General features: G+C 67.3%; 12 protein-coding genes and 1 pseudogene. 5 read left to right on the top strand and 8 right to left on the bottom strand.

The genetic code is table 11. The features are described 5' to 3' along the window. Positions 1-24 precede the first annotated feature (24 nt). The 3 genes from ACZ7GJ_RS25665 (at position 25) to ACZ7GJ_RS25655 (ending at position 2714) form a co-directional block, all read left to right on the top strand. The gene (locus tag ACZ7GJ_RS25665) at positions 25-381 is read left to right on the top strand and encodes a hypothetical protein (protein WP_470755064.1); all 357 of its coding nucleotides are present in this window, start codon (positions 25-27) and stop codon (positions 379-381) included. A 150-nt stretch (positions 382-531) separates the two neighbouring features. Next, positions 532-1272: a hypothetical protein gene (locus ACZ7GJ_RS25660; protein ID WP_470755062.1), complete on the top strand. Its 741-nt coding sequence runs from the start codon at positions 532-534 to the stop codon at positions 1270-1272. Positions 1273-1388: 116 nt separating this feature from the next. After that, positions 1389-2714: an NADH-ubiquinone oxidoreductase-F iron-sulfur binding region domain-containing protein gene (locus ACZ7GJ_RS25655; RefSeq protein WP_470755060.1), complete on the top strand. Its 1326-nt coding sequence runs from the start codon at positions 1389-1391 to the stop codon at positions 2712-2714. Between the two features lie 52 nt (positions 2715-2766). Here ACZ7GJ_RS25655 and ACZ7GJ_RS25650 read toward each other — a convergent pair whose 3' ends face one another. Together ACZ7GJ_RS25650 and ACZ7GJ_RS25645 are read right to left on the bottom strand one after the other, a co-directional pair. Next, positions 2767-4062: a hypothetical protein gene (locus tag ACZ7GJ_RS25650; RefSeq protein WP_470755058.1), complete on the bottom strand. Its 1296-nt coding sequence runs from the start codon at positions 4060-4062 to the stop codon at positions 2767-2769. Between the two features lie 280 nt (positions 4063-4342). Beyond that, on the bottom strand, positions 4343-5470 hold the full coding sequence (locus ACZ7GJ_RS25645; RefSeq protein WP_470755056.1) for a helix-turn-helix domain-containing protein: 1128 nt from the start codon (positions 5468-5470) through the stop codon (positions 4343-4345). A gap of 477 nt (positions 5471-5947) precedes the next feature. On the opposite strand from ACZ7GJ_RS25645, the gene ACZ7GJ_RS25640 reads away from it, so the two are divergent. Next, entirely contained in the window at positions 5948-6523 is a 576-nt protein-coding gene (locus tag ACZ7GJ_RS25640; RefSeq protein ID WP_470755129.1) for a ribosome-inactivating family protein, read from the top strand. A 184-nt stretch (positions 6524-6707) separates the two neighbouring features. Here the strand turns inward: ACZ7GJ_RS25640 and ACZ7GJ_RS25635 are convergent, their stop codons facing one another. After that, positions 6708-7103 carry a contact-dependent growth inhibition system immunity protein gene (locus tag ACZ7GJ_RS25635; RefSeq protein ID WP_470755127.1) on the bottom strand — a complete coding sequence of 132 codons (396 nt, stop codon included), beginning with the start codon at positions 7101-7103 and terminating at the stop codon, positions 6708-6710. A 231-nt stretch (positions 7104-7334) separates the two neighbouring features. On the opposite strand from ACZ7GJ_RS25635, the gene ACZ7GJ_RS25630 reads away from it, so the two are divergent. After that, entirely contained in the window at positions 7335-7811 is a 477-nt protein-coding gene (locus ACZ7GJ_RS25630) for a DUF7919 family protein (RefSeq protein WP_470755054.1), read from the top strand. A 685-nt stretch (positions 7812-8496) separates the two neighbouring features. On the opposite strand, the gene ACZ7GJ_RS25625 is transcribed toward ACZ7GJ_RS25630, so the two are convergent. The 5 genes and pseudogenes from ACZ7GJ_RS25625 to ACZ7GJ_RS25605 all read right to left on the bottom strand — a co-directional run. Next, positions 8497-8733: a hypothetical protein gene (locus tag ACZ7GJ_RS25625; RefSeq protein ID WP_470755052.1), complete on the bottom strand. Its 237-nt coding sequence runs from the start codon at positions 8731-8733 to the stop codon at positions 8497-8499. 302 nt (positions 8734-9035) lie between these two features. Further along, positions 9036-9758 (bottom strand): HNH endonuclease family protein, encoded by a 723-nt coding sequence (locus tag ACZ7GJ_RS25620; RefSeq protein ID WP_470755050.1) that lies wholly within the window; start codon positions 9756-9758, stop codon positions 9036-9038. Further along, positions 9755-11095, bottom strand: a complete 1341-nt coding sequence (locus ACZ7GJ_RS25615; RefSeq protein ID WP_470755048.1) for an AAA family ATPase — start codon at positions 11093-11095, stop codon at positions 9755-9757. Before ACZ7GJ_RS25615 ends, ACZ7GJ_RS25620 begins: the two co-directional genes overlap by 4 nt. Positions 11096-11438: 343 nt before the next feature. Continuing rightward, positions 11439-12130, bottom strand: a pseudogene (locus ACZ7GJ_RS25610) (IS3 family transposase); the annotation flags it as partial. Positions 12131-12256: 126 nt separating this feature from the next. Next, positions 12257-12911, bottom strand: a 655-nt coding sequence (locus ACZ7GJ_RS25605) for a tetratricopeptide repeat protein (RefSeq protein ID WP_470755046.1), incomplete at its 5' end; no start/stop codon positions are given.

The following is a 12911-nucleotide window of genomic DNA, read 5'->3' as shown; positions in this document are numbered from 1 at the left end:
TCGCTGGCACTTGTCCTGCCGCTCGTGGTCCTGCCCGGCGGGTCGGCCGACGCACCCGATGATCCCGGCGACTTTCTGGCCGCCGCACTCGGCTGCCGGCCGACCACGGTCACGCAGGACACCGAGATCCGCGAACAGGCGTGCACCGAAGAACACCACCACTACCGCGTCATGAGCTTCCCCGACGATGACGGAAAGGCGGCATGGCTGGAGGCTGCCCAGGCCTACGGAGGTACGTATGTCGTGGGCAAGCGGTGGGTGGTAGTGGTCTCGCATCCGGACGCGGATCTTCAGGCACTGGCCAGCAGACTCAGGGGGCGGGTCGAGGACGGTGCCGCCCATGACTCACCCCATACGCCTCACCCCACGGGCGCCAGCTGAACGGCCAGCCTTCCCACGACACTATGACGAACGGCGGACCCCATGCCCCCTGCCCAGCGCAAGCCGCGCCGCAGAGAGACCACCCGGCGCACGGCACCGGCGGAGGAAAACCTCGCCTCCCCCTATCGAGGCACGGCGCGCAAGGTATCGATGAGGATCCTCGCAGGCCTCGTACTGGCGGCGGCTGCCGCCACCGCGATCTTGGCGGTGCCCCCGCTGCAGGGGTTCCTCGACTTCGGTGCAGGGGTACTTGCGCTGCTGTCCCTCACCGGTGCAGTGATGTGGGGCCTGACCGCCACGGACCGCAAGCTCCTGTACCCCGAGCACCGGTTGTGGACCCAGCGGGTACACCGGGTCCTGGCCGTCGCCGGTCTAGGCTTCCTCGTGCTGCACATCTGGATCAAGGTCGCCCGTAGCAGTGTGCTGCCGTCCGCGGCCGTCGTGCCTTTCACGGACGCCTCCCAGCCCGTCTTGATCGGCCTCGGCACACTCGCCGGCTACGGCTTTCTGGGCGTCGCGATCACCGGAGCGGCCCGCAGCCGCTTCACCTCCACCACAGGCTCGCGCACGTGGCGAGGCCTGCACATGTCGGCCTATCTCGCCTGGGGTGCGGCTCTGCTGCACGGCCTGAAATCCGGGCGGGAAGCGTCGGAGGTCATCACACTCGCCTATGTGGGCGCAGTGGCCGCGGTCGCCGTCACCCTGCTCGTGAAGATCCGTGAGAGGAACGCTCTTGACAGCCAGAGTCAGGCGCGCCCCCGTACCACGACGCCCCCGCCGGCAGCCGGCCGTGCACCTTCCCAGGCCACCCCTCCCGCCCAGTCCGCAGAGCCGACGGCCTCAGAACGCCAAGCCGTCGCTCGCCTGACCTTCGAGAGGCCGTCAACGTGAGCCAAGTAAGGCCTGACGTCACGTCATTCGGGCCCGCGACGCTGTTGGCCGGCCTGGAAAACGCGGAACGCCTGGACCGTGACCGGCATCTCGCCGTTCACGGGCCGCTGCGGCTCATGCGGGCCAACGAGCTCATCGACCTCGCGGACGCCATCTCGCTACGCGGCCGCGGTGGAGCCGGGTTCCCCTTCGCCCGCAAACTCCAGGCCGTGGTGAAAGGCAGCGCCGGCAGTGACGGCGGGACCGCAGTCATCGTCAACGGGAGTGAGGGCGAACCGAGCTGTCTCAAGGACACCGCGCTGCTGCTGCGCACCCCGCACCTCGTCCTGGACGGGGCGGAACTGGCGGCGGCCGCAATCGGAGCGGAGGAGGTCGTGATAGGCGTCACCCGCGCCGACGTCGAGGAATCCGTGCAACAGGCCCTCGCCGAGCGGGGCCCATCGACGACTGAACTGCGGGTGGAGCGGCTGCCCGAGCGGTTCGTGACCGGCGAGAGCACCGCCATGACCCGCGGTCTCAGCAACGGCCCCACGCTGCCGCTCGGGCGCAAGGTGCGTACGAGCGAACGGGGCCTGTACGGCATGCCGACTCTGTTCTCCAATACCGAGACGTTCACCCAGCTGGCCGTGGCCGCGCGGCTGGGGGCTGACGTATATCGCAAGACTGGCCTGCCCAAGGAGCCGGGCACGGTCCTGCTCACCATCTCTGGCGCCCTGGTGGTGGAGGTCCCGACGGGAGCCCCGCTCAACTACATCCTGGAGATGTGCGGGATGTCGATCGGCCAGGGTGTCCTGGTCGGCGGCTACCACGGCATGTGGCTCAGTCCACAGGCCGCGCAGAACGCCCTCATCTCGCGCGACTCCCTGGCGGCGCTGGGCGCCACCCTGGGGGCAGGAGCAGTGCTGCCGATCCCGGCGGACACCTGCCCCCTCGGTGAGGCGGCGCGGGTGGCCCGGTGGATGGCCGAGGAGTCTGCCCAGCAGTGCGGGCCGTGTGTATGGGGCCTGGCGGGGCTGGCGGATGAACTCGAATCCCTGGCCGCGGGCGGCGGGCAAGCCGCGTACGACGCAGCATACGCACACGTCAAAGGAGTGAGGGGCCGGGGCGCGTGCAGTCACCCCGACGGCACCTCCAAGTTCGTGGCCTCAGCATTCTCCACCTTCCCGGAGGACGTGGCGGAGCACATCCTCCGAGGCGGCTGCGGCCGCGAAACCCTCGGAGTCCTTCCCTTGACGACAGAGGAGGAGAGCCAGAGCCTCCTCGTTGACTGGACCCTGTGCCGGGCCCACGGCCTGTGCGTCGACGTCCTGCCCGGCGTGGTGCAGCTCGGTCCGGACGGCTACCCCCTCTCAGCCAGGATGCCGCTGCGCCCAAAAGCCGTCCCGGACGCGCTCAAGGCGGTCCGGCGCTGCCCCGCTCTGGCGCTGCGCATAGAGGGATGAATGCCGTGCTCGGCATAGGATCCCCTTTCTGACGCCAGCCGCGGCGGCGCCCTCAAGTCGGCGCGTGGCTCGAGACCAGCGCGAGCAGGTCCCGGACCTCCGGGTGGGGCAAATACTTGGCGAAGCGGCCCCTCACCCGGTGCACGTAGCCCCGCGGCAGCGTCCCGTTGATCTCCGCCGCCCGGCGAACGGCCGAAACAGCGCCCTCGATGTCACCGACAGCCAACAGGGCATCGGCCGCCTCCAGCAATTCGAGCCCTGTTGTGGGATGCGTACGACGACGCCACGATGGCCCCTGGGCCAGCAGCGCTGAAAAGTGCTCGACGGCGGCCTCAGCCTGACCCAGCCTCAGCAGCACCATGCCGGCCCGGATGGTCAGCCACTCCTCGTCCACATCGCTCAGCCAACTGTCCAGCGCCGGATCTTCGCTCTCGTCCGGGCTCGCAAACAGCGTGCCCGTCGCGTCGTCGAGGGCGAGCCGGCTCGCGCGGCCGTCGCCGAGCCGGGCCTGGATGAGGGCCTCCCGTAGGTACAGCAGCCTCTGGTGACGCTGCGTGGGCCGTATGGCCACCGCCTTGGCAGCCTGGATAAATCGCAGGGCGTCGCGGGGATCGCCGTATTCGGCGTGGAACAAGGCCAGGCCACTCATGCTGGCAGACGCCCAGTTGGCGGCCTTCGCCGCGGTGGCGTTGCGGACCGCGGCGATGATGTACATCTCCGCCTGCGCGGTCTCCGCCAGGACGAAGCTGAGGTTCGCGCACAGGTCCGCTGCCCGCGCCGCCAAGTGGAACAGTCTCATGGCCGTTGCACTGTCATCACTAGCCGAACCTAAAAGCACGGTCACCAGCCGTAATTCGCCGCGGGCCGCTGGGAGGACGAGCGACGGGGCGATCTTTAGGGCCCCCTCTTCAAGCCCTTCCAGCCGTGCCTCGATCCAGGTGGTTTCCCGGGACAGTGCGCTATTGGATGTGCCCAGAGGCGCCCTCGGCCCTCGGCCGACCGCATCGCTGGCCGCCAGCCACCCTGTGGTCAGATCGGTGGAGTATCTGCCAGTGGCCACCAACGCGGAGGGAGAGCGCGGCGGTCCTTGGGAATCGGCAACGCGCAGTGCGCTGACAGCGGTTGCCTCCGTCCACGGCTGCGTGGCCTGAGCCGGGCTCCCGACGGCTACGTTGAGCCAGTTGGGCCAGCCCAGCCTGCGGATCGCGTCCTCGGGGACTTGGTGTATGTGTGCCATGGCCAGCTGCGCGGTGAGCTCCGGCGTGGCCCGTCCCGATTCCCACCGCGAGATCTTCTCCCGGCGCGCGGCCATGTGGCCGTAGCCCAGGACGGCATGAGTCTTGGCCACGAGCCGCGCGTACGCCGGGTGAGAGAGCCCTTCTGAGGCTCGTAAAGCCGCGAGGGGGTGCAGCGCTTCCATTGTCACGCCTGTCTGTCCGGATGGTGGTTACCCGCAAGTAGTCGACCTCGAAGGGTAGTTGAACACTGGAATGCGTCTCATGCCAAACGCGTCGATACGCGGCTGAGATCGCGCCTTCCATTCCGTCAGCAAGTCCAAAAGAAAGCAGCCAAAAGCAGCACCTGACTCGGCAATCGGACGTCCGTCCGTTCGGTCGGCCCTGCCCGGCTCAGACGCCGTTGACCCGCGCGTTCACATCGCGATCACTCGCAAGACGGGCGGTAGGGGTCCAAACCGAGACACGGCCCTCCCCCGACCGCTCGACCAGTTCCTGATATCGCAGGGCCAGCTCCAGCTCCAACCGTGAGCGCCCGTCGTGCAGGACATTCCCAAAGACGTTCTCGGCCTGCCGCATGCGGTACCGCACGGTCTGCGGATGTACGTTGAGCACCTTTGCCGCCTGCCGGGCGCTGCCGTGCTGCAGCCACGCGAGTAACGTTGCGCTCAGCCGCTCCCGGCGCTGCGGCGTCATGCCTTCCAGTGGCTGAAGCCAACGCTGCGTCAGAGCGCGGGACAACTGCTTGTCCTGGACCAGTAGCAGCGCCGCCAGATGGTCGTCGACGCAGACCACCCCGGCCCTACGCCCGCCACTCTCCAGCGACAGATCCAGCAGGCTGCGCGTCCAGCGCATGGCGGCACCGGCGCTCTCCAGCGGTACCACTGGCCCGATGGCGGCGCACTGCCCGCGCAGCGAAGTGAGCAAGGCGCTCTGGGCTCGCGGGGACGGGTCCAGCACCAGCCCGCACCCCTCACGGCCGGGGGCCGAGCCCCACAGCGCGTTCAGCGGCAGACCGCGCAGAGACAGCTGCGCCGACGCCAGCGCTACCGGCTGGACGCGCCGCGGCAACGACGCCCAGCCTGCCCGTCGGCTGAGGGCGTCGAGCTCGACCTCGGACGCCCGCTGCTCGTTGAGAATCGCTTCGAGCAGGCGCTGCGCGATCCCTCCAGTCCCGTCATCACCACCCGCCCGCCCCTCGAGCCCGCTGAGAGGTGCAGCCTCGCCTGCCCGGCGGAGCGACCCTGCCACGGCACCAAGAGCCATGGCGAGCGACCGCTCCACCGCCTGCCTCTTCTGCTCTCCCCGCTGCTGCGCGAGCCCTGCCGGCTTATCGCTCTGACGCTCGGCCAGTATCCCGATGATCTGGTCAACGAGAGACGGGATCGCGTCTAGGAGATCCTCGGCCCGTGGAATGGGGATTTTCGGTAGCTCACCGTTGTGGGGGTTCACTGTGTGCACCTCTTGGTGGGGATTCCTGGTGATGAACGCGCGGTCCAGCCGAGTCGGCGTGTCACGCACGGCTGGTCCTGCCTCTTCCTTTTCCTTCCTACGGCGCCCGAGGCCCTCAGTCGGCACCAAGGGCGGGAACGGCAACTCAGGGGCGTCGACCAGGGTCGCCGGCCGGGCCCTGCGACTCGGAGGAGGACTCCGCACCCCCGCGTATGGCATCTCAGGCGGCCACTGAGGGCCCGGGGAGCACGGCGGTGGCAGGGATAGTCGCAAGCTCCTCCGTAGTAGAAGCCACGAGATGCGGCGGGGTGGAGGTGCCTCCTCGTGCCTCCGCCAGGCACCGCACACCCCGGTCCGAGCCTAGACGACGGCGTCTTATCAAAGTTGCCGTCATGTCATATTCGAACAATACGCAGGAGAGTGTTTGGCATTACAGAACAACCGCCCGCCAGCACACAAACGGTCGGCTATACATAGTGCCCAAGGAGATCAAGCTCGACATTCACAGGCGGAGGGAACGTCGTGTACGTCAACTCCTGCCTCTTGATGTGCACGACGCTGGAACCCGTTACCTTCGACGCGAAAAAAGCCTCATCCGAAGCGTACCGGCGCCTGATATCGACAATCCGCGCTAGGTTCATCGAAGCACGTAACGCGAACCATTGCGGGGCCGAATGTTGCGGAGAGTCGGAAAAATATCTTCCCCTCCGACTCCACGCAGGTGGCCTATTTGTGGAATTTCTCATGCGGGGTTCGGATTTTCAGATAGTCGGCTTCCGGAACGCTTTCCCGGACTGGCGGACACCGCCAGAAGCCCACTATCGACACGTGGAAGGCGCGGCAGTTCCGAGGGGTATTCGGAATGCCGTCAGTCTGTCATTTGGCGGCGAGGCTGCCGACCTTGAAAACGCGTCACGAACTCGACGGTCAAATTTAATCCTGGGTCGGCGATCCACATGTCAGGCGATTCTCCAGGTCCATCAAAATCGAAACCGCGCACGAACTGCATGCGGAATGCTCGCCATCAATCAGATGGTCTGCGAAGCAGCACGTTTCCCGGCGGTGGCTGAGGAGATAGAAAATTCTTGGCTGGTCGGATGGGTGGCCCCTGAAGCTTCGTGAGCCGATAGAAGAATCATTCCCACATCGGAGGTAAAACAATGAGGAACTCGCATCTGGGCAGCACGTCCAGGAGCTGCCCAACTGGTGCTGGGTTGCCTCCGGTCTGACATCGTGTTTGACATCTGCCCTGTCTCGTTGTTCAGGGGTGTTCGTTGAGCTCAGCGTGAGCGGTGTTCGGGGTGGGCTACGCGCCTCGGCCGACGCCCCCTCGTGCGGCGATCCTCGTAGACAGCCTGCCCCGGCCCCAAGCCGGCGGAGGCCATTGGCGGCGAGCTACAGAGCCAGGAACCCATCGACCGCAGGTTTGAGAACGGGCGGCAGGTTGTCCAGCTCCGAGACGATCAGGCGGCTCCCGCTCGAGTTCGGGTGACTCACTCCAGACAACGGGACTCCTGGTGAGCACGGCGGCCAGCAGATCACCCTCGTACATGTCGCCTTCAGTCAGTGGGTCGACCCGAAGCACCTCCACCGCCAGGGGCAGGAGATGGGCGAGGCCCATGTCCTGGCTGATCAGCAGCCGCATGTCTTCGACCGACAGGCCACCGATCGGCTTGCGCCGAAGCTCACGCACAGTTGCCATCAGCCGGGTTTCGCTGCCCGACCGGGCAGGCCATCGGTCGCGCTCAAGTTCCTCAAGGCAGCGGTCACGGTTCACGAGTCGAGTCACCGGCCGATCGTCCCATGTCAGATCTCAAACGCCGTCTGGGATGACCGACAGGCCGTGAGATGGCTGACGGCCTAGTTGTCGGCAGGTGGCCGGCGAGAGCGACAGTTGTGGTATCCGAGTATGTGCTTCGAGGAACGGTGGGCGATGTTCTACGAAGATCTCACTGAGTATGACTACCTGAGCGACGACTCGTTCTATGACCGGCCGTCAGGCGGATGGGGTCTCAGTTTCCGTCCTACGTATAGGCGTCTCAACATTGGTTGGCTGGAGGTGGACCGGCCGTATCCAGTTGGTCCGGTCCCCGTGTCCTTCACCGAGAAGTTGAGGGTTCTCCAAAATATTCAGCGCGTCAACGTCTACCCAGGGGTGTACGAGTGCGGCATGTGTCCGCCGGAAGCCTCCCAGAGAGGCAACGGAGAGATTCGCGTCCCGGGTTCACCTGGAGTTGCCTACGCTGCCCCGTTCCTGGTCGGCCACTACAGCGAGGCACATAGGTATAAGCCGCCGCAGGCGTTCATCGATGCAGTCCTTGCCATCGATGTCGAGTTGTGGGCTGCCGTGCGATGGCCTGACGTGCCTTTCCCCTGGGTTCCCCGGAATGTGAATCGCGTGCAGGCTTAACTGATCGTTTCAGAAGGATCTACGGAGGCGTCGGAGGGCAGATGATGCTGCAGGTGAGTTCGAGCAGGCCCTGATGGAGGTCGGGCCGGCGTTCGTAGCGGATTCGGAGTCTCTTGAACTGGTGCAGCCAGGCGGTTGGGTCGGCCGCGCTATGTGGTGTGCCGCCTCGTCCACCTCACCGGAGCGCGCAAGTGCACTGGGAAGGCCGGCCCGGTGGAGTACCGCGTTGCGGGCGTGGTGGTCTCCTGCCATACCAGGGAGCGGCGCAGCCACGTCACGGCCGCGCGGTGACGCCCGGCTGCAGCGAACCGCTCGGCCTGCGCTCTGGCCAGCTCCGCGGGCTCACGGAACAGGGGTGGCGTATGGCGCCATCCGATCCGCTACGTGTGCCTGCGCCTGGACGCGGCCGTCGAGGACGCGCCCCGGTTCGATGGAACCGGGCTGCAGCCGTAGAGGTGATCGCACTGGCCGACGCGCGGGGTCCTGCGGAGTGTCGGCCGACCCGTAGCGGGGGCGGGAGACTTCCGGGCCTGGATGTGGAGTCGGTGGCGGTGGGGTTGTACGGGCTGCGACCTTCTGAGTTCACCGCGGCCCGGGACGAGTACGTGACCAAAGGCCGGAGTGGGCTCGCAGCTGTCAGATGGATTCGCGTGGCCTCCGCTCAGGGCGGTAGTACGGGCCGCCCTCAAGCGGTCGTTCCCCACTGGCCGGCCCGTGCGTGGCGGAGCAGGTCGACGCGCATCGCGGATGAGATACCGGGCTGCGCCCAGTACGGGTGGGCGGCGATTTTGCAGGCGAGCGCGATCAGGCGGCGGCGGTGGGCCGTGGTGCTGGCGCCGATGGGCAGCCGGGCCAGGGCGGTGTAGGTGCGGTGCCAGGCGGCCTGGGTTTCGATCAGGTCGGCGGGGAGGGATCGGGCCATGGCCCAATCTCACCACGTGTTCGAATAAATGTGCGAACCTGGCGCGCCGCGACGGGGGTTCATCCCCGCGGACGCGGACAGCAGGCCCGATGCAGCGGGGGGGGCATCCCCGCCGGCGCGGGGAGCAGACGCCGGCCGCGGCAATCAGGGAGATCCCCGAGGGGTCATCCCCGCAGGCGCGGGGAGCAGAGTCAATGACCAGGCACTCTATGGGTGCGGCAGGTGTCTCCGAAGCACTTCCGTCGACTCCGGCGCAGACCGACTGGAAGCATCACATGTCGCGGCCCCCCCCGACCGACCCTTCAATGCGCCGCGTACCGGCGCCATTCGTCGACCGCGGGGAGGATACCGGCGCCCATGACCGCCAGCGCCGCAGGACCGGGCAACGTCACGATGGCGCGGACCACTCCTGAGAACGGCGACTCGGCTATGGCCTCGACGATCTCTCGTGCCTGCTCACTGCGCCCTGCCCGCCGGTGCTCGTACCAGCTGGAGAGGAGGTTCTTCGCAGTGATGAAGGCCGCCTTCCGGCCTCTGACCAGTGGCTGGCGGTTGAGTCCGAACACTTCGATCGACTCCCGTCCCTTCGGCGTCAGCGCCTGGTATTCCCCTGACGCGAGGAAGAGGACCAGGTGGGATGCAGGGTCCTCGGAGGTCGGGTCGACGAGCAGGCACGCGCCGGAAGTATCACGCGGGTACTTGTGGCCCTTGGAGTTGCTGTTGCAGTGCGCGCAGGCGAGCAGGTGGTTCGGCCAGTCGAAGGTGCGCAGCGGGTCGTCGGCGATGGGCTGGAAGTGGTCGATGTCCGTGCCCAGGCTGTCCTCGCAGTACATGCACCGCTCGATCCCGGACGCCATCTCCTTGAGCAGCCCCCTGACGTGCCTCTTCGGCGCGTCGGCATCGCGCCACTGGGCGACCGCGGTGGCGTACCGCTCCGTCTCCGGCGCCGCAGTGATCGTCGTCGTCCGCTTCGCGAGGAGCTGTTGGGTCTTCGTCGGAGCGGGTGTGCGGTGGATGGGGATCACTGCTCGCCGCCCAGACGGGCCGCCACCTCGGCTACGCGGGTTTCGAGGGAACTGGTGAGAAGCTCAGTCAGCTGCTGGTAGTCGCGGACTTGCCTCTCATCTGCCTTTCCTGCGTAGATGAGCCGCTCGAGTACGACGAGCTGCTTCCGCTTCTCCTCGGCACGGTCCGAGTACGGCGTCTCCAAGCCGAACAGCTCGGAGAGCACGGCGTCCTCGCCGCTGCCGTAGACGATGCGCCGGTACAGGTCCTCGTCCACCACCTCTGCCGGGCCGTCCTCGTTCGGCCCGGGCAATCTGATCAGGCCGCCTTCGTCGGCGGCCTGGCAGATGTACGGGCTGTGGCTGGAGACGATGAACTGGATGTTGGGGAAATGCTCCCGCAACCAGGTGCCGATCTTGCGCTGCCAAGTCACGTGCAGGTGGGCGTCCACCTCGTCGATCAGCACCACGCCAGGCGCCGTCACCGCAACCCCGCCGCCCTCGCGCGGCTCGACCTCGACGGCTCCGTAGACGGCGTGAATCTGTCGGACGATGTCCAGCACCAGCGCGGCGACCGTCCGGTAGCCATCGCTCATCTCGCGGAGTGGATAGTCCGGGCCTTTGCGGCCACGACTCGTGACCCATACTCCGTCCGACGTGACCCGCTTGATCTGGAACCCGTCGGGCAGGAGTCCGTCGCCGAGCAGCTTGAGAACGGATCTCAGCAGGTCCCCTGCACCGGGCTGTTTCTCAAGCTGCCGTAGGCGGAGGTCGATCAGCCAGGAAACGCCTTCAGCCAGAGAGGCGTCCTCATGGAACAAGGTGGCCATGCGGCTGGCAGGGCCTTGGGCGAGCATCACCCGCTGTGCTTCGCCGGAACCGCCCACCAGCCGTCTGAACGGACCGTAGCCGGCGCAGAGCCAACCACGCGTGTTGTCTGCCCAGGGCCCGCGCGAGGCACGCTCGTTGTCGGGAGTCGACAGGATCGGTCGCGGTTCTCCTACCTGACGGAGATGAGCCGGATCAGGACGTGTCCAGTCCATACGCAGCGCCAGGGCACCGGCCGGTCTACGGCCCGGCCTGACGAATGCGTCGGCTGCCGAATCGTGTGCCACGTGCACCTCGACCGAACCCGATTGGGCGCGCGCCGACACCCAGCCACCAAAGTCCGCGACCAGACCGCGGGCAACCGAAGGCCCGCCCAATGCCAAGGCGATGGCCTGCAGCAGCGTCGACTTCCCGGAACTGTTGCGTCCTGCGACAACGGTCCAGCCGCCCTGGCCGGGCAGCGTCAGGTCCACTGAGCGCCGCCTGCCGAAGCCCTTGATATTGGTCAGCTGGACCCTCGTGAGGTACACCGCGCCCGTCTTCCCTCCAGTCGGTGCGCGCCTGCTGAGGCTGACTCAAGCAAGTACGCGTCTGACGTGCTCACTCTCTCACGGCCGTCCCCGCGACCGCGGGTGCCCTGCAGCCCTGGTCCCTACCTACCCGTGCCCATGGGGCGGGCGCGGCTTGGCGACACTTGTCCGTCCCTGGTCCTCGGTGACTTCCTGTGCGTCGGGTTTCCCGAAGCCGGCCAGGAGGGTGCGTGGGCAGTGGACTATGAGGATCTGGAAATTCTGGGCGGGAACCACGCGCATCTGTGCAGCTGGCCGGGCTGGGAACGGACGGGGCTGATGCAGGTTCGGGTGACAGGTTCGGTCACGCGGCCTGAAGGGCCTGTGTCGTCATGACGGTCTCGAGTTCGACGGGGGTCAGCCTGCCGAGCGAGGCTTGCCTGCGGCGTCGGTGATAGGTCCTCTCGATCCAGGTGACGATCGCGATCCGCAGTTCCTGACGGGTGGCCCACGTCCGGCGGTCGAGGACGTTCTTCTGCAGCAGGCTGAAGAAGGACTCCCATGGCTGCGTTGTCACCGGCAGCCCCGACCCTGCCTATCGATCTGGCCATCCGGTGCCGGTCGAGCGCCCGGAGGAATTTCCGGGACCGGTTGAATCCGCCCTGCGATCCGCGGTCGCTGTGCAGGATGCATCCGGCGACGTGCTCACGCCGGGGCACGGCGTTGTCCAGGGCCGCGACGGCCAGGCGGGACTTCATGCGCGTGTCGATGGAGTAGCCCACGATCCGCTTGCTGAAGACGTCCTTGATCGCGCAGAGATACGGCTTCCCCCTCGCCGGTGGTGTGTTCGGTGATGTCGGTGAGCCACAGCCGGTTCGGGCCGGTCACGGTGAAGTCGCGGCGAACGAGATCGTCGTGCACCGGTGGGCCGGCCTTCTTGCTCCTGCCACGCTTCTTGCCGAACACGCTCCACCAGCGGTTGTCCCGGCAGATCCGCCACGCGGTCCGGTCGGCCATGGCGGATCCCGCGCTGCGGGCCTCGTCGGCCAGGAAGCGGGGTGCGGGACGTCGACGCAGTCGAACGCGCGGCCGAAGGTGCCTGAGTCGACCGCGCCTCGACCTCTCCCTCGCCGCGTGACCGAATGGGCCAGCAGAATCGACACCAGCCGCAAACAGCATTGATCAGTCCATAGGCTCGGCAGGTCGGGGCAGGTCGGACGTGCTGGCCGTCCAGTCGGTCGATTCCTCGGCACTCGTGGGGCGACCGACGTCGTCGGCCTCCAAGGCGCTGAGATTCGCGGCGGCTGACTTCGCCTCAGCCGCGCCGATGCGCCGGAAAATGCCGACTGCTTGGCGGAGCGCGGTCAACGCAGCCTGGGAGTCGCCGCTCCGGACGAGGCAGTGGGCCGCGCCATCGAGCGCCCGTGCCTCATCCAGCGGACTCTGAACTTCACGCGCCAGCTTCAGTGCCCGCCGGTACGAGGCGAGCGCCACCTGCGGTCCGGCGGTGCTGGCCAGAAGCGCACCCATGCTGTTCAGTACCTCGGCCTGCCCCCGCCGATCGCCGAGGCGATCGAAGATGGCCAGGGCCCGTTCGTGGAGTCCGGCAGCCTGCTCGTACTCCCCAGTCGCCAGCCGCACGCATCCCAGCTCATGGAGCGCATTTGCCTCTCCGAGCGGGGTGCCGAGGTCCTCATATAGCGCCAGGGCCCGCTGCTGGTAGCCGTCAGCCTGCTCGTACTCCCCAGTCGCCAGCCGCACGCATCCCAGCTCGTGGAGCGCGTTCGCCCGTCCGAGCCGGTCACCGAGACCCTCGTAGAGCGCCAGCGCCCGCTGC

This window comes from Streptomyces sp. NPDC037242 (genome assembly GCF_055604165.1).
This window is presented reverse-complemented; position numbering and strand designations above follow the sequence as displayed.

Excerpts from the sequence above, each read along its gene's own strand:
- ACZ7GJ_RS25655 (WP_470755060.1), top strand. The coding sequence starts at position 1,389 with ATGCGGGCCAACGAGCTCATCGACCTCGCGGACGCCATCTCGCTACGC.
- ACZ7GJ_RS25640 (WP_470755129.1), top strand. The coding sequence starts at position 5,948 with ATGTGCACGACGCTGGAACCCGTTACCTTCGACGCGAAAAAAGCCTCA.
- ACZ7GJ_RS25630 (WP_470755054.1), top strand. The coding sequence starts at position 7,335 with ATGTTCTACGAAGATCTCACTGAGTATGACTACCTGAGCGACGACTCG.
- ACZ7GJ_RS25635 (WP_470755127.1), bottom strand. The coding sequence starts at position 7,103 with ATGGCAACTGTGCGTGAGCTTCGGCGCAAGCCGATCGGTGGCCTGTCG.
- ACZ7GJ_RS25625 (WP_470755052.1), bottom strand. The coding sequence starts at position 8,733 with ATGGCCCGATCCCTCCCCGCCGACCTGATCGAAACCCAGGCCGCCTGG.
- ACZ7GJ_RS25660 (WP_470755062.1), top strand. The coding sequence starts at position 532 with ATGAGGATCCTCGCAGGCCTCGTACTGGCGGCGGCTGCCGCCACCGCG.